The organism is Paragemmobacter kunshanensis, assembly GCF_011059185.1.
Classification (GTDB): domain Bacteria; phylum Pseudomonadota; class Alphaproteobacteria; order Rhodobacterales; family Rhodobacteraceae; genus Paragemmobacter; species Paragemmobacter kunshanensis.
Genome location: NZ_JAALFE010000021.1, coordinates 1 through 17058, shown reverse-complemented (window position 1 = coordinate 17058; position 17058 = coordinate 1). Strand labels below are relative to the sequence as shown.

At 61.5% G+C, this 17058-nt stretch carries 13 protein-coding genes; 6 read left to right on the top strand and 7 right to left on the bottom strand.

Annotated features, from left to right (window positions below):
• Positions 1-23: 23 nt before the first annotated feature.
• Together G5V65_RS17505 and G5V65_RS17500 are read left to right on the top strand one after the other, a co-directional pair.
• Positions 24-617, top strand: coding sequence for a helix-turn-helix domain-containing protein (locus G5V65_RS17505; protein WP_165052629.1), 594 nt, complete (start codon positions 24-26; stop codon positions 615-617).
• Positions 610-1842: a type II toxin-antitoxin system HipA family toxin gene (locus G5V65_RS17500; RefSeq protein WP_165052627.1), complete on the top strand. Its 1233-nt coding sequence runs from the start codon at positions 610-612 to the stop codon at positions 1840-1842. Before G5V65_RS17505 ends, G5V65_RS17500 begins: the two co-directional genes overlap by 8 nt.
• Positions 1843-1890: 48 nt before the next feature.
• Here G5V65_RS17500 and G5V65_RS17495 read toward each other — a convergent pair whose 3' ends face one another.
• The 6 genes from G5V65_RS17495 to G5V65_RS17470 form a co-directional block, all read right to left on the bottom strand.
• Positions 1891-3195 carry an McrC family protein gene (locus G5V65_RS17495; RefSeq protein ID WP_165052625.1) on the bottom strand — a complete coding sequence of 435 codons (1305 nt, stop codon included), beginning with the start codon at positions 3193-3195 and terminating at the stop codon, positions 1891-1893.
• Positions 3192-5999, bottom strand: coding sequence for an AAA family ATPase (locus tag G5V65_RS17490; RefSeq protein WP_206526862.1), 2808 nt, complete (start codon positions 5997-5999; stop codon positions 3192-3194). Before G5V65_RS17490 ends, G5V65_RS17495 begins: the two co-directional genes overlap by 4 nt.
• 85 nt (positions 6000-6084) lie before the next feature.
• Positions 6085-7629, bottom strand: a complete 1545-nt coding sequence (locus G5V65_RS17485) for a Fic family protein (protein ID WP_165052623.1) — start codon at positions 7627-7629, stop codon at positions 6085-6087.
• A 223-nt stretch (positions 7630-7852) separates the two neighbouring features.
• On the bottom strand, positions 7853-8611 hold the full coding sequence (gene istB, locus G5V65_RS17480; protein ID WP_165052621.1) for an IS21-like element helper ATPase IstB: 759 nt from the start codon (positions 8609-8611) through the stop codon (positions 7853-7855).
• Between the two features lie 10 nt (positions 8612-8621).
• Positions 8622-10151 (bottom strand): IS21 family transposase, encoded by a 1530-nt coding sequence (gene istA / locus G5V65_RS17475; protein WP_165052620.1) that lies wholly within the window; start codon positions 10149-10151, stop codon positions 8622-8624.
• 297 nt (positions 10152-10448) lie between these two features.
• Entirely contained in the window at positions 10449-10742 is a 294-nt protein-coding gene (locus G5V65_RS17470; RefSeq protein ID WP_241250626.1) for a hypothetical protein, read from the bottom strand.
• Positions 10743-10756: 14 nt separating this feature from the next.
• Between G5V65_RS17470 and G5V65_RS17465 the strand changes: the two genes are divergently transcribed.
• From G5V65_RS17465 to G5V65_RS17450, 4 genes are all read left to right on the top strand, one after another.
• Positions 10757-11500 (top strand): hypothetical protein, encoded by a 744-nt coding sequence (locus G5V65_RS17465; protein WP_206526861.1) that lies wholly within the window; start codon positions 10757-10759, stop codon positions 11498-11500.
• A gap of 246 nt (positions 11501-11746) precedes the next feature.
• The gene (locus G5V65_RS17460; protein WP_165052618.1) at positions 11747-12700 is read left to right on the top strand and encodes an ArdC family protein; all 954 of its coding nucleotides are present in this window, start codon (positions 11747-11749) and stop codon (positions 12698-12700) included.
• A complete protein-coding gene (locus G5V65_RS17455) occupies positions 12697-13083 on the top strand; it encodes a DUF2958 domain-containing protein (RefSeq protein ID WP_165052616.1) in 387 nt (128 codons plus the stop codon). Before G5V65_RS17460 ends, G5V65_RS17455 begins: the two co-directional genes overlap by 4 nt.
• A 366-nt stretch (positions 13084-13449) precedes the next feature.
• On the top strand, positions 13450-15744 hold the full coding sequence (locus G5V65_RS17450) for an AAA family ATPase (protein WP_165052614.1): 2295 nt from the start codon (positions 13450-13452) through the stop codon (positions 15742-15744).
• A 376-nt stretch (positions 15745-16120) separates the two neighbouring features.
• On the opposite strand, the gene G5V65_RS17445 is transcribed toward G5V65_RS17450, so the two are convergent.
• Positions 16121-17058, bottom strand: a 938-nt coding sequence (locus G5V65_RS17445; RefSeq protein WP_165052611.1) for an MFS transporter, incomplete at its 5' end; no start/stop codon positions are given.

The window sequence follows — 17058 nt, the reverse complement described above, 5'->3', positions numbered from 1 at the left end:
TGATGCAGAAATGAACATCAAGTATGAGCTACGCCACGCAAGTCATCGCCGCTAGCCTCCGGGCGGCCCGAACCGCGAAGGGGTTGAGCCAGCGCGATCTGAGTGCGCTTGCAGGTATCCCGCAGGCTCAGATCTCGCGCATCGAGGCGGGGACCGTAGATCCGCGCGTCACGAGCCTCATCGCTATGGCAAATGCACTCGACCTGGAACTGACCCTCGTTCCACGGAAGGCCGTCCCGGCCGTGAAGTCCATCGTGCGCCAGTCCGGCGGGCAGGCGGACCCAACGCGCGGCCCGTCGCAGAAGGAGATCACCCGCATCGCGGAAACCCTGAGCAGGCTGCAGGTGGCGATGCCGAACCTTGATGGGGTCATGCGTCTGCAGAAGACCTTTGCTGACCTTCAGCGCTTTCAGCTCCCCACGATCGAACCTGAAACCCTCAGAGCCCTGCGCAAGGCGCTGGAGCGCATCGAGGTGCCGAGCTTCCAGATTGAGGCTCTCACGCGGAGCCAGGATGCGATGCAGAAGCTGCGCAACCAGCTGGCGCACCAACCGTTTGTTCCGCCGGAGGACGCGAGCCCAAGGCCAGCCTATTCGCTGGACGAAGACGATGCCTGATGTCTCGGTCCTCAACGTCCTGCTTCATGGCCATAAGATCGGGACCCTGACCTATCTAGGCGGGGAGAGGACCGTCTTTGCCTTTACTGACGACTACATTGCCAACCCGCAGCGGCAGACCCTGAGCCTGAGTTTCAAGGACCAGAACGGCGATCTGATCACTGACCATCGACCATATAAAATCAAACTGTTACCGTTCTTTTCTAATCTTCTTCCTGAAGGTCATCTGCGAAGATATCTGGCCGAGAGGGTCGATATCCACCCCGACCGTGAATTCTTCCTCATGTGGGTGCTGGGGCGTGATCTGCCCGGCGCGCTTGTCGTCGAGCCGGCGGATGGAGATGCATGGCCACCGGTGACGGACGAGGACCTTGACGCGGCGGAGCCGGTCGGCGCGCATGACGACGTCTTGCGGTTCTCGCTGGCCGGTGTGCAGCTCAAGTTCTCAGCTGTCAGCGACAAGGCTGGCGGCCTGACCATCCCCGCCAGCGGGGTCGGCGGCGACTGGATCGTCAAGCTGCCGTCCCAGGAGTATCGCGGCGTCCCCGAGAACGAATTCTCGATGATGACCCTTGCCCGCATGATCGGCATCGACGTCCCGGCTGTCGACCTGATTGACGTGACGCGGATCGGCAATCTTCCAGCAGGAGTCGAGAGGCTCGGCGACAAGGCCTTCATCATCGAACGGTTCGATCGCACACAAGAGAAGGCTGCAGTCCATATCGAGGATTTCGCGCAGGTCTTTGGGGTCTTTGCAGAGGACAAGTACAAACGCGCAAGCGCAGCGAACATCGCTCGCGTCATTGCGACGGAGTCGGATGTCACCGACACCGCCGAGTTCATCCGGCGGCTGACCTTCACGGCGCTGATCGGCAATGGTGACATGCATCTGAAGAACTGGTCGTTGATCTACCCAGATGGCCACCGTGCCCGCCTTGCGCCCGCTTATGATTTCGTGTCGACGATCCCCTACATCCCGGGAGACCGCGCGGCGCTGAACTTCAGCCGCACGAAGGATTTCGAAGGCTTTACGCTGGACGAGCTGGAGCACCTCTCGGCAAAAGCAGCGCTGCCGACAGCCGTTGTTCTGGCCACGGCGCGCGAAACCGTCGGTCTCTTTCTCGAGAAATGGGCGTCCGAAAAGCATCATCTGCCCATGCACCAAGAAGTCGTCACGGCGATCGACGCACACCTGCGGCGCATGCCCATCGTGAAGGCGGGATGATGACCGCCCCGAAGGTAGCCACTTCGTTGGTCGCGCCCGGTGCTTTGGCTAGGCCGGCTCTGCAGCCGGCAACATCCCGGCAAACAGCTTCTTCAGCGCATCGACATGCGATCCCGAGGGACCGGTCATGACAAGTGTCGCGACGTGCAGGGCCTCGTCGGCGCCTTCACGTGCAATGGCATAGCGGGTGCAAATCGGCTCTGGCGGGAGATCGCCGTGATGGGGGTAGAGCAACATGACGTCCCGGCAGCCATAGAGTTGGCTATAGGCCATCAACTGATACACGTCTGCCTGGCTGATCCCCTGTTTTGGGTCGTCGATGCGAGGGGCCATCCGCTTCCACTTGGTGTCGACGACGAGGACGGCTTGATCCCCGTGCCGGATGATGAGGTCCGGCTTGGTCCGAAACCGCCCCGTATCGGCTTCGAACAGGCAGTCCCGGTGGCCACCCTGCGATGAAACCCGGTATCCGCTTCCGGCCAGAGCGCGGGTGACCAGTCGGGCGACGTATTGCTCGAACAAGGCATTCATCTCGAACAAGAGCGCATGACCATCCATGGCCCCTGCGCTGGTCTGCTGATGCCGATCGCCGAGAAGAAGACGCGCGAAGGAAAGAAGCTCGCGCCACCGCTGATTGGTCCGATCCAGGGTGATCTGGTCCCATCGCAGCGCAGGGACCGGAACCTCGGTCACATCCGCATAGGCAAAGCCCAGCTCGCGCAGGATACGCTGATTGTCGGGGGCCTGAGCCACACGCTGCAAACGGGTCACGGCGGCGCGCATCACCTGGTTCAGCGCGATGTCAGAGGACAGCTCGTCGTACCGACAGGCAAGCCGCTGCGGCGCAACCGCATGGCGGGAAAACTGTCGGGTGACGTCGAGCCTGCCGCGCAGGGCGGGGAGGTCGTCTGCATGATCCACATACAGGCGCGGCAGACCCATCCGCACCGCTTCCATCAGGCGGGCGCAAAACAAGCGGATCAACAATTCGAGGATCGAATCCTTTTGCCATCCAAGCTGGGCCAGCGCGCCTGCATCGATCCGCAGATCGTGGACCACCGCGAGCATGTGGATGAGGCGAAGACGAAGAGCTTCGTCGGATGCGTCATGCTCACCAAGCCCCTCGATCTTGGGGAGGATCTCCAGCTGACAGCCGGGCGCAGCAATCACACCGACGACACCACGGGCCCGCAGGCCTTTGCGGCCGTGTTCGAGCACGCCTTCGCCGCCACGCCCCGCGAAGCTCGAGCGCGCCGCCACGGCGGCGATCTGATCGCCCTCGGCGGTCGGGATGGTCGTGTCGTCATCCCCATAGCCGATGCGCTGCCATTCGCGGAGCGTGCGGCGGATCATGAGCCGACAAGCCGCGCGTAATCGAAGCCGTCGTCGCGCACGTCCCACCGGAAACGCGGCATCGCCTCACCATTGTCGAGCCCCGGTGGTGCCTTGAGGACCGACCTGTTCAGAAAGCCCCCCGCGATGGGCCTGTCATGCGTCTCGAGATCGCCCAGCACCGCGGCGATCTTGCCCCAGTCCTCGAAGAAGTACTCGGCCAGCAAAGGGATCACCTTGTGCCGCATCACCGCGTCGACATCCGCGCGGGTGTCGCAGCCGGTGAAATAGGCATGACCAATCTGGTGATCGCGATCGTATAGATATTCGATGCGTTCATTGATGACGGTTAGAAGGCTCGGCAGATCGATGCCCGTACGGTCGGCTGCGTCCTTCAGCACGGACGGATTGGGCATGATTTCCCGGAATGTGAACCGCCGCCTCAGCGCCGTATCGAGCAGAGCGATGGAGCGGTCTGCCGTGTTCATCGTGCCGACGATATGCAGGTTCGACGGAACACCGAACTCATCCCCCGAGTAAGGCAGGCGCACCTTGAGCTGGTTGGGCTGGCCGAGCCGCTTGTCCGGTTCCAGGAGCGTGATCAGTTCGCCGAACACCTTGGAGATATTGGCCCGGTTGATCTCGTCGATGATCAGGACGAAAGGTTCAGGCTCTGAGGGCCCCTCGTTCCTCTGGCTGTTCATGTAGCGTTCAAGGGCCGGCACGTTTAGTTCGACCACATCGATCCCGTAAATCGATTTCTGCGAGAACTTACGTGTGTAGATTTCGCTCACAGATACGCCATCGCGGTCGATCCAAAGCCAGTGGACGGAGCGACGATGGGCATAACCGCCTTCGGGTCGCGGAACGAATTCGTAGCCGCCCGTGAACACGCCGATGGCTCTAAACAGCAAATTGCCTTTTGAAACAATGACGATGTCGCCTTCCTTCACATCGTTCCGGAACTTGAAGGGCATTTGCACAACGCCGGAGCGTGCATCGACGTTGGAATGGCGCTGGTCCTTCGCCTTACAGGCCTCGATGATGGCGTCACGGTTGGCGAATTTATCATCCGACCAGTCGATGTCCTCGAAGCCGAGAAGGGTATAACCGCCCTTGATCGCCTCCTCGAAGAGATGTGCGTCTTCGGGGTTGTCCGCTTCGCCAATCGACATCTTGAAGACCTGGCGGCCTTCAACACGTGTCGAGTCCTCCTCGGATGAATGCCCACGGCTGGTCTCGGCGCGTTTCGTGATGCGCCGGAAGATGCCGGGCACCGTCTCCAGCCGGAAGCCGGCCGAGGATGTGTCCTCGCCATCATCTGCGCCGGTCATCGGCTGGCGACCCTCGACGAACTCTTCATAGGCCATCGACTGATGGAAGGTGACGAATTCAATCCGACCGGCGGCCAAGAGGCGTTGGTAGGATGACATCAGAGTGGCGCGGTCATCCGGGACAGGTTCCCCGCACAACCGAACGGCCTCCTCAGCGGTCCGGTATGTCTTTCCGGTACCGGGAGGGCCGTAAAGGATGATGTTGTGAGGGGTTGATCCCATGATCGGCACGGCCCTTTCGACGTCTGTTTTCGCGGGTTCCGCGTTTTCCCAAAGCTTTTCCAGCGCCCGCGCTGCAGCGGGCTTGATCAGAATTCCGGAAGACTGAGGACTCCAGTCCTGTCCGCTGATCTTGCTCGTCAAGGTCGCATGCGGGATATAGGCATCCTTCCCTGGGTCCCGTATGTCCTCGAACTCCACATCGATGAAATCCGTGGTCTCACCCGCGGCGGCGCGCTCTGAGTCCCAGTGGAGGTCGGTGTAGGCGGCCTTCGCAACCCGTCCCCTTGCGATGATGCCGCGGAGTTCATCGCCGGTTCGGATCAGGAAGACCGTGTCGTCAGGCTTCGGCTTTTTCGAACTCGTGCGCCACCGATGGACTACAGTGCCTCCGGACGCGGTCTGCTGGCGATCCTCGGCGAACGTCTCCCAGTCCCAGCGTGACGGATTCCAGCTGATCAGATAGGTTGCGTCGCCGTCGCGCCAGCGCTGTTCAATGTCCGGCTCATAGAAATCGATCTCCCGGCCGAGCTCGGTCTCGAGCTTGCGCCGCAGGGCAAAGAGATGTGCATCCAGCTCGGCAATCCGCATCTTCCGGATGTCCTTCCGCGTTGCCACGGCAAAGCCTTCAAGGATCTCTCGCTTGTGCCGCGGGCTTGAAATCCGCTCGTAGTGATCTGGAAACAGGAGATGAGGAAGGATCTGACGCAGTTGGCGGCCATCGACACTGGGCACCTTGTCCAGGAACGCGCAGAACGCTTCATGGTCCTTGCGCTGTTGGGCCTGCATCTCAGGCGGCTGCGCTTTCCAGTCACGAACCAGTTCAATCAGGAAACTCAGCTCCCGCCATCTGTGCGTGTTATAGGCCGTGCCCGCGTGCCCGATGCCTTCCAGAACCTCCGGGCTCAAGGCTGCAACGCCCTCGGGAAGCGGGGTGCCCGACCAGGACCAGATTTCTCTGACCCTCTGCGCTTTGGTCGCCGCGCCCATGTCGCTCGGAAAGGTGAACAGGATCCAGTGCAGCTCAGCCATCAACTGGCGGCTTTCCGGCGTGCCTGAAGACATCTGCTGTTCGAGCTTCTGATAGTAGCTGTCCGTGCCTTCATCGGGATTCTGGACGAATGTGCGGTCCAGCTCCGAGAGGTTCTCGGCCGTCCAAAGACGAAGGTCGGGCTGAAGGATAGAGCCATCCTGCAGCAAGCAGCGGTCGGCGAAGTCCGAGACCACAGGATACAATGCGGCGCTTTTCTGGTGCGGGTTGAATCTCGCCATTACTGCTGTCCTGTGCTCTCGAGGGCCGTCAAATCGGATGTTTGCGCGTCTTTGGGTCGGGTACCGTACGGGGGGCGGGCTGAATTCAATTCGAGAACGCCGTCGTCACAATCTCCTCCAGATCGGCGATCTCAGCATCGGTGAGTTTGAGGAAGGGGTCGCGGTCGCGCCTGCGCTTCGGAAACCGCCCGTCATTCTGGGTGACGAACAGAATCACCTGCCGTGCCAGAGCGTCTGGCATCTCGATGCGGTTCATGATCCCGCGCATCGCCGCGTCGTGGCGCTTGAGATAGGCGATTTCGCGCGGCAGGTCCTCCTCGATGGTCTTGCGGACGCAGTCATAGAGGAATTCGGCCTCCGCCGTGCAGTCGTAGAAGCGATAGAGGTCGGCCGTGTCGTTCAGGACCTCGACATTGCCGGTGGGCGTTGCGCGCCACGCGATGTGGTCCATCAGCGGTGCCGAGTGCCCTTGCAGCACCGCCCGGTAATCGTCGATGCGGTCGAGCATCACGGACGAGACCGGGAAGACCATCCCGGGTGGGGTGAACTTCCGCTCGGCGAGAACGTGATGGATCAGGCAGCGGTGCAGGCGGCCATTCCCGTCTGCCAATGGGTGGATGTAGACGAAGCCGAAGGCGATGATGGCGGCCTGCAAGACGGGATCGACCTCTTCGGTATCCGTCAGCCGCAACCGGTTGTTGCAATCGTTCAGCGCCGTCATGAGGTCGGGAACATCCTCAGGCCGCGCGCCGATGAACTCGGGCAAGGGGTCGTTGCTGTGGTCCCGTTCGCCCAGAAAAACCCCGTCGTCGCGATAGCCGATCGGGGTCAGGCGATCGTCGCCGATCAGGATGCGGTGCAGGCGGTAGATCTCGGTTTGGTTGAGGGGGCGCTTGCCGGCCTCGAGCACCGCGCGTCCCCAACGTTCCAGGCGGTTGACGGGCGGGCGCTCGCCTTCGATCTCGAAGCTCGCACGGCTGTCGGCCAGCAGCATAAAGCTCGCCGCGCGCGCCACGACATGGCCGCCCGTCTTGCCGATGGTCTCCTTGGCCCGCGCGGCCAGATCGAGCGCGATCAACGCCTCGAGCTTCTCTGTGCGCCGGATCACCGGGCAGAGGGCGCCGGTGCCAAGCAGATTGTCCCGGACGCGGTGGCGCTGCGAGAAGCGCTCCTTGCCGGTGAAATAGAGGGCGGGGTCCAGAGCCGGGACCGCCGTGACGGTCGGCGCATCCTCGAGATCGAGCCTCCGTCCTGTCAGGGTCTCGAAGAAGAACCACAGCCGCCGGGAGAAGGCGCCGGTCGGCGTGGCGCGGACAATCGCTTCGATGTCCTGTTGCGGAACGGCGTCGAACACACGCTTGAGGATCAGGAGGTCGATGCTCTCGTGCCGCAGGGCAAAGCCGAGATGGCCTTCCAGCGTTGCATCTGGCAGGTATCGCTTGTCATAGACCTGCCAGATCCCATCCGCGCGGACGTTGCCGCGCACATGTCGCTCCGAGATGCAGGTGGGGTTGCGCACCGGCGCAGGAATGCCGAACGCGGAGACCAGCGCGGCCCAACCTGCGAGGCTGGCGCCCTCGGGAAGGGGCTCATCCTGGAAGAAGGAGGGCGTCAGGCTCTCGGGTCTCATGCGTCGAAAAGGCCTCATGTGCGCGGATTATGGCCGCAAATCATGGGCCAGTGTCGAAAATCCTTATACGCCCATCGCGCCGAAAATCAATCACGAACGTCGAAAAGCCGTCATAACTGCGTATTCCGGCGCATGCGCCCACCCATTCCGACAACATCCGCCCACCTATTCCGGGGTATTCGCCCACCTGTGACGCGTTGCCGTGAGGCAGCGTTTTTGGTTATCAGTCCTGATGTGTTTCGTCACCCATTTTGGTGATGGTCTTGCGCATGGACTGGCCCTCAAGTTCGAGGCGGTAGGCGTTGTGTACGATGCGATCGAGGATGGCATCTGCGAAGGTTGGTTCGCCGATGACATCATGCCATGCTTTGATGGGTAATTGGCTGGTGATCATCGTTGAGGCGCGCCCGTAACGCTCTTCGACAAGCTCCATGAGATCGCGGCGTTGCGGTGATGTCAGCCTGTCTGGGCCCCAGTCGTCCAAGATCAGCAATTGCGCCTTCGTGATGTTTCGGAACAAGCGGGGGAAGCGTCCGTCACCATGGGACAGCTCCAATTCCTCAAAGAGGCGCGGCATCCGCTTGTAAACCACAGTCAGGCCGTCACGACAGGCCGCTTGCGCCAGTGCGCAGCCAAGCCAGGTCTTGCCGACGCCACAGGGGCCAGTGATGATCAGATTACGTTTGTCGGTGATCCATCTGCCTGTGAGCAGGCTTTGGAACAGCGCCTTATCGAGGCCCCGGCGTGCGCGGTAATCGACATTTTCTGGGCTGGCGCCCACATGGCGCAGCCTGGCTGTGCGCATGCGGGCTTCAAACCGCTTTGTTTCTCGGCTTGCAACCTCACGGTCAACGAGTAGGCCAAGCCATTCAGCGGGGCTGAGATCGGCAGCTCTATCCTGCATCTGAAGTTCGGCAAAAGCTTGGGCCATGCCGTCCAGCCTGAGAGCCTTGAGGTGATGAAGAGTTGGATGATCAAGCATTGTGTTCCTTTCAATGGAAGTAATCAGCGCCACGGATGTTGGGGTGGTTGATGGCAGGCTCGTCCGTGGCGCGGGTGCGGGGCCTGCTCTCGAGCCCATTCTTGAGAATGGACAGGAGTGACGAATAGGATCTGGCGTTGATTGCAAGCGCGCGGCTGCAGGCCGCTTCAAGTCGGTCGCGGCCAAACTTGTCGGCAAGCCGGATCACCCCAAGACATGACCGATATCCCTGTTCAGGGTGCTTGCGATCACGCATGACGACCTCGACGAAGGTGGCCACGTTTGGTCCAACGCGGGCCGCACGTGCTGTGATGCGTTCTGGCGTCCAGTCATCGCGGAATTGGTGATGTGCTGGCATGTGATCGCGCAGCGTCGAGTGCTTCCCGTTGCCGGACGTCCTCACATGAGAGGCGACACGCTCGCCGACATGGAAGACTTCAATCGTGCGGTCAGTGATCCGCGCCCACAGCTCTTTCTTCAGCAGCTGATAGGGCACGGAATAATAGTGCTTGTCGATGGCGACGTGGTAATCGAGCCCGGCGCGGCACTTCTTCCATTCAGCATAAACATACGAGGCTACCGGCAGCGACTTCAGGGCGGGTTTGTCCAACTGTTCAAAAAGCTGTCTGCGGCTGGCACCCAGATGACGCGAGACCTTGTCGTTGAGCCTGTCAAGCAGCGGCTTGATGGCCGCGTTCAACTCAGCAAGGCTGAAGAACTGACGATTGCGCAGCCGTGCGAGTATCCAGTGATCAGCCAGCAATACCCCACCTTCTGCCTTCGCCTTATCTGTGGGCTTATATGGCCTGGCCGGGACAACAGCCGTGTCATAATGCGCGGCCATATCTGCGTAAGTGCGGTTAATTACGGGGTTGTAAAAGCACGCCTTGGTGACACCTGCTTTCAAGTTGTCAGAGACGATCTGGGCAGGCACCCCGCCAAAGAAGTTCAATGCGCGGACATGGCTTGCGATCCAATCCGGCAGGGATTGCGTCCAGGTCGCCTCGACGAACGTATAATTTGATGCCCCCAGAACAGCGATAAACACCTGTGCCGTGCGCACCTCCCCGGTCTCGGGGTCAATCACATCGATCGTATGGCCGGCGTAATCGACGAATAGGCGCTCACCTGCAGGATGACGCTGGCGCATGACCGGCGACAGCTTGCCTTCCCATCGCGTGTACAACTCGCAAAACCGGGAGTAGCCATACCCATCAGGATGATCAGCGCGATATTCTTCCCATAGGAGCATCAACGTCACGCCCTTGCGGCGCAGCTCGCGGTGAATGCAGGGCCAGTTAGGCTCGCTCGCGCGCTTCGCAATATCACGTGCCATGCGTGGGTAAATCAGGCGCTCAAGGTCAGTGTCAGACATGTCGGGCGATAATGGCCAGCTCAGATCAACCTCGGCAGCGCGATCGAGGTAACCCCGCAGGGTGGTTCGACCGATCGCAAGGCGCGCAGCAATCTGACGGGTCGAAAGCCCCTCGGCTGATAGCCGCAAAACATCTCGTATCTTCCGCATCGGCAATCTCTTCATCGGGCGTCCTTCGTGCCAAAAAGGGCAGAAGGTAGCCGGTTACAGATTGCCTCGCAGCAGCATGTCACAGAGGTGGGCGGATACCCCGGAATCCATGGGCGGATGAAATCGGAACGGGTGGGCGCATCAAATCGGAATCGCTGGGCGCATCACCCCGGAATACGCACATAACAACGCGCGATGCAGAAAATGGCATGATGCGGGGCCCGGGTTGAGCCGGGTGCCCTGTCAGTGGCCACGGCGGCGCGTCGTTGCAGTGCGCAGAAAGCGGGACGGCCGATCGCCCCTGACCTGCGTTCAGGCGGGGGGAGCCTCGCGCCTCTTTTCCCGCGCCAGTCGCAGCTCCTCTTCGTAGCATTCGCGCGCCGCCTGCTGTGCGAGAAGACGGACAAGGCGCATCAATCTTGGGTCGGGCGACCCATGGGGGGTGAAGGTCAATTCCGGCCCTTCGAAGACCATGCTTTCGCGAAACGCCTCGAATTCGCTTGGCTGGGTCGGGCCGTCTTCTGGGGGGTCTTGCTCTGTCAGCGCGGAAAACTCCTGAATCAAGGCGTTGAACGGGGGGAACCCGTGGTTGAACCTATGGCGCATTCAAGGAGGAAGACATGTTCATGAACCAGCGGACCCAGGTCGTTTACAGCCTTTTGGCCGAGTATGTGCGCAGCCCCTCTCTGCGCCACATGCGGGAGGAGCGGTCCCTCGCAAAGCTGGCGCTCGAGATCGTCACGAAGCTCGATCGGGAAAGTTCCATCTGGAAGAAATGGGAAGGGCCGCGCGACAAGATCCTCGGCGCTGCCATCGAGTGCTGGATCCCTAAGGCGGACATGCTCGACTTCCTCAACAGCCTGCCCGGACCGGCCCTGACGATGACGGATCTCGAGCAGCGCATGAAATCGATGATCGAGGAGGAATATCTCGGGGATCCCGAACCGAAGCTCGAGACCGAGTGCCTCGCGATCTATCAGGCCGAGAAGGAGGCGGGCACGGAGATGCCCGCAATCATCGGGCGGCTGTCGGATTACACCAGCGCGCAGTTCCAGCGGCTGCGCGATGAAAAGCGGGCGGAGGACGAGCGCCGTTCGGAAGAGGCGCGGCTTGAGCGGGAGCGGCGGCTCCTCTCCTATGCCGATTGTCCCTGGACCCAGATCAAGGGCTCGAAATTCGTCTATTGCCGCAAGAACGGTCGGGTCTTCCAGCTCAAACCCAATAGCGACAAGAGCCTGACCCTCTACCGCGTGCAGGCGGTCGATGATGCCGCCAACGGTGAAATGATCGGCCGCTACCGGTCGCGCGGGGATGCCAGCAAGGTCGTGGCCAAGGCTGCCTATGAGCCGGAGCCCTGGCGGTAAGGCTAAGGCTAACGGCAGTGCCGGGCCGTGATGAGGAGGAAGGTGGCACAGTTTCCATAGGATGAGGGTCGAAGATGTTTGTGGGGGAAAGCCTTCCCCCTGGTCGGCACTGGCGTTGCCGACGCACCCCCTTCGAGCGGGGAGGGCCCCGCAACGCCCCCTCAGAGGGAGAGTGCAGACGGGATTTCCGTGACGGGTTGAGGGTCGGGGGAGAGGCCCCCGGCGCCCGTCGTGGAGATCACCCCGATGGCCAGACAGGACCGCGCGCCCCGCGACGGCGGCGCCCGCAGCAGCATCTATGACGACATCACCTCCCGGATCATCGCGGAACTGGAGGCGGGGCGGCTGCCCTGGGTCCAGCCCTGGGGCACGGCCTCGGCCAAGGCGCCGCTCGCCCTGCCGCGGAACGCGGCGACCCAGCGTCCGTATTCCGGGATCAACATCCTGATCCTCTGGGGCGCCGTGGTCCAGCAGGGCTTTCCGACGCAAGCCTGGCTGACCTTCCGCCAGGCGCTGGCGCTCGGCGGCAATGTCCGCAAGGGCGAGCGCGGCACCACCGTCGTCTATGCCGACCGCTTCACCCCCGAGGATGAAAAGCGCCGCGCCCGGGAAACCGGCGACACGCCCGGTCAGATCCCCTTCCTCAAGCGGTTCACCGTCTTCAACGCCGCCCAATGCGAGGGCCTGCCGGAGGAGATCGCCGTCGTGGCACCCCCGCCGCCGCCCGGCATGATCGCGCCGCAGGTCGAGGCGCTGATCCGCGCCACCGGCATCGATTTCCGGATCGGGGGAGACCGGGCCTTCTACGTCCCGGCGCTGGATTACGTCCAGGTTCCCCCTCCGCAGGCCTATTTCGAGCCGATCAACTGGCACCGCACCGCGCTCCATGAACTCGGGCATGCCACCGGCCATGCCTCGCGGCTTGGGCGGGACTTCTCGGGGAGTTTCGGGACCAAGGCCTATGCCTTCGAGGAACTGGTTGCCGAGATGAATGCGGCCTTCTGCTGCGCCTCGCTGGGGATCGTGCCCACCGTGCGCCATGCCGATTACATCGGCTCCTGGCTCGAGGTGCTGCGCGAGGACAACCGCGCCATCGTCCGTGCAGCCTCGCAGGCGAGCAAGGCCGCGGACTGGCTGCTTGCCCATGTGCCGGAGCCTGCCGCGGCCGAGGCAACCGGACAGGGGAGGGTCGCGGCATGATCCTCCTGACCCCCAGCCAGCGCGCCCGGCTTCTCGCCAATGGCCGGATGCCGGACGCCGATCACCTCCCCGTCGTGAAGTTCTTCAACCCCTTCGGCCAGGGCACCTGGCTGGCCACCGAGCTCGATGAAGACGGCGACATCCTCTTCGGCCTCGCCGATCTCGGCTACCCGGAATTGGGCTCCTGGTCGCTGAGCGAGATGGCGGCGATCCGGCTGCCTTTCGGCATGGGGATCGAGCGGGATCTGCACTTCGAGGGGCGGTTCCCGATCTCGGTCTGGGCCGAGGCGGCGCGGGCCGAGGGCAGCATCAGCGCGGCGGAGAGGGTTCTGGATGCGCGGGCGCAGAGGGAAGGGGGCGCGGGTTTCGGAAGGAGCGGTTAGGTGGGTGCCCTTGATGCCTGTAGGAGCCTTGTAGCAGACGACCGCGCCGCTTTCTTAAGCAAGGGGGCGGCGCGGTCCGGTCGGTTGATGCCGAGCCGTTGCATCACACGAAGGGCGTAGAAGTTGTCGTCCGTTGCCGGTGCTAACTAGAAGTCAACCAGGTGGACGAGGGACCAAAATTGCCTCCGTCTCATGTCTTGCATCAGCGGCGAATAGGCCGAGGCGGTGCGCCAGGTGGCCCTTGAAACGCTGGCAAGCATCACACACAATCCAACATAGCGGCCGCCCGCTGGGGACTTATGGCTACCGAGCACCTCTCAAGACATCGAGGCCGCTGAAAGATGCCGAAGGACATGACCGAGAAAAATGACGATTGAGCGAATTTCTTTACTTCGTAATGTGGGTCAATTTGACAATGTATCGTCTGGCGCACAGTTGCCGCTAACTCCTTTCTCGGTGATTTACGCGGAAAACGGTCGTGGCAAGACAACGTTATCTGCAATTTTAAAGTCGCTCTCGTCAGGCGATCCTTCCCTCATCCAGAATCGCAAGCGTCTGAAGGCCCAGCATGAACCGCATGTTATAATTCAGTTTTCTGGCGCATCGGCAATCTTCCAGAATGGCGCATGGTCCGCGACGCAACCTGAGATACATGTCTTCGATGACGCATTTGTTGCAGAAAACGTGTGTTCAGGGATCGAGATCGAGACCAGTCATAGGCAAAATCTACACGAGTTGATCCTCGGCGCGAAGGGCGTGGCGCTGAGCAAAGCACTTCAGGGCCACGTCGAACGGATCGAGCAACACAACAAAGACCTGCGCGCGAAACAGGATGCGATCCCGGCGGCGGCCCGCGGCCCGTTTAGCGTCGACGCCTTCTGCGGCCTTAGCCCGAAAAAGGACATCGACCAGGAGATCGAGGAAGCCGAGCGCCGGCTGGCGGCGGCCAAGGCCGCAGGTGCGATCCATCAGCGCACTGCGTTTCAGTCCCTCAACCTGCCAGGCTTCGACCTTGATCGAATTCGCGCCGTGCTGGCTCGGAGCCTTCCGGAGCTGGAGGCCGCAGCGGCAGCCCTCGTAAGGGAGCATCTGCGGAAGCTCGGCCGGGACGGAGAGAACTGGGTCGCCGAGGGCATGCCTCGGATAGAGGCGGCCTCAGCGGGGCTTGATCACAAGGCGTGCCCATTTTGCGCTCAAGACCTCGCGGGTTCCAACCTGATCCCGCACTACCAAGCCTACTTCAGCGATGCCTACAGCCAGTTGAAGGCCGATATTCGAACCCTCGGCCGAGGGATCGCTGCGGACCATGGCGGCGAGGTGATGGCCGGCTTCGAGCGATCCATTCGGGACGTCTCGGAGACCCGAGATTTTTGGAAGGCCTTCACGCCGATTCCGGATATCCACGTCGATACCGCCGCGGTAGTCCGGGCATGGACCGCCGCCCGGGAAAGCGTTCTCGAGATCCTACGGGCCAAAGCAGTGTCGCCGTTGGAGCCCATGAAGCTGCCCGACCAGGCTGTCGAGGCAGTCGCCGCTTTCGATGAACAGCGGAGGTCGGTAGCCGAGGCGTTCGACAAGTTCCTAGCCTGCAATGAGGCGATCAAGACGGTGAAGGAGCAAGCGGCTTCGGCGGACGTATCGGCTCTGGAAGGCGACCTTGTGCGCCTGAAGTCGATCAAGGCTCGCTTTGAGCCGGATGTGGCGGCGAAGTGCGACGATTACCTGAAAGAGAAGGCCGAGAAGGCAAGGACGGAAGCGGCCAGGACGAAGGCGAGGGAGGCCCTCGACAGATACCGCGAGACGATTTTTCCGGCTTATGAGGTCGCAATCAATGCCTACCTCGCAAAATTCAACGCGGGGTTCCGGCTGGGATCAGTGACCTCGGTCAACAACCGGGGCGGCTCTGCCGCGAACTACCACGTCGTGATAAACAACGAGAACGTGCCGCTGACGGCTGACGCTGGCCCATCGTTCCGAACAACGCTGAGCGCGGGCGACCGAAACACGCTCGCTCTAGCGTTCTTCTTTTCGTCGCTGGAGCAGGCAGGCAACCTGGCCGACAAGATCCTCGTGATCGATGACCCCATGACCAGTCTGGATGAACACCGATCGCTCACGACAATGGAGGTCATGCGGGAACTGTATGACAAGGTCCGGCAGATAATAGTGCTGTCCCACTCGAAGCCCTTCCTTTGCGACCTGTGGGCGTCGGCTGACAAGAATGGCCGATCATCGGCGCGGATCGCACGCTCAAACCCGGGGTCAACGATCTTGGCATGGGACGTCTCGGCCGACGCGGTGACCGAGCATGACCGGCGGCACAAGCTCGTCCGGGACTACCTTCATACCGCTGATCACACCAAGGAGCGCGAGGTTGCCGCTGCCCTCCGGCATATCCTCGAGAGCTATATGCGGGTTGCATGCCCCGCCCATTGTCCGCCCGAGCGCCTTCTCGGCAATTTTCTTCTTGAATGCGAGCGGAAACTCGGCGCTCAAGACGAGATACTGTCGGAAGCGAACGTGAGGGAGCTAAAGCAGCTTCTTGGGTATGCGAACCGCTTCCACCACGACACAAATCCGGCCTGGCAAACAGTGCTGATCAACGATGCCGAACTCGTGGGCTATGCACAGCGCACGCTGAAATTCTGCTCAAGAACTTGACCCAACGTACCTCGGATATACCAAGTTTCTCACATAGTTCCGTATTTGTGCCGCAAACACCGTGTGGTGGTCATCGATGCGATGGAAGCTGCGGTGCGTCTTGCGGTGGCTGCAATTGGCGTCAGTACCCCGCAAAAGCGGCGGCAAATGGGGTCACATCAAACAATCCCGCAATAGGCAGAACAGGCAGCAGTTGCACCGACGGCCATGTTCAATGCCCGGATGTCAGCGGCAGGGCTTTGCCACCCCTGTCGCAATGACCTGCATGGGATTCTGCTGACAGGGGTCTTGATCCGGCAGGGCAGGCTTTGACTGTGCCCACATATCTTGTCCCGCGTTTGGCAAAGGGCTTTACGCACGCCATGGCGTTTTGCGCCTAACGGGCGCCTTGGGCAAGATTTCTGGCTTCAGGGCGGGCACGCAGAGTCAGCATTGCCCATGCTCCAACCAGCGGCCCCGGCAGCAAAAAGAGAAAGGCCCATTGCCAACCGCCGATCAGCTCTGCAAAGAGAGGAAGGCCCCAGATGGCCAGCACGGTCAGCGCAAATCCGATCCCCATCTGCAATGTCAGGGCGGTGCCAACAAATGCGCTGTCGGCCAGTTCTGTCACCGCTGCTGAAAACTGGGCGCTGTCACCGACCACCGAAATTCCCCAGACAACAGCCAAAAGCCCGAGGATGAACGTGGGGCCATCAAAGAACAGCCCGATCAGGGCTGCACAACCCGCCGACACCAGCATCATCCCTGCGCAGGTCAGGCAGCGCCCTATGCGATCGGACAGCCAGCCACCCAACAAGCACCCCAGGACACCTGATGCGATGACAATAAAGCTGAACATGGACGCTGATCCAAAAGGAAAGGTATTCAGACCCGCCTCGGCCGCAGTGGCAAAGGTCACAATCCACGCCCACATGGCATAGAGTTCCCACATATGCCCGAAATAACCGATATTGGCCAGAAGCAGCGGCCTGTTGGAAAAGACTGCCAACGCTTTGCGTGGGTCGAAGCTGGCCTTGCCAAAAGGATGAGGGCCTTCATGTAACAGGGTCGCGAACATCAGGGCTGCGACCAGAGCCGAGATCGATGTTGCCCAGACCACCGCACGCCAGTCCAGCCCACTGGTCATTGCGCGCACCAGATGCGGCATGGATGACCCCAGCGTCAGCGCGCCAATCAGGAAGCCCAGTGCAAGTCCACGCCCCTGTACGAACCATGTTGCCATCAACTTGAGGGCGGGCGGGTAAACCCCCGCCAGAGCCATGCCGGTCAGAAAGCGTAGGGCAATCGCACCCTCTGGCCCCAAAAAGGGCAGTG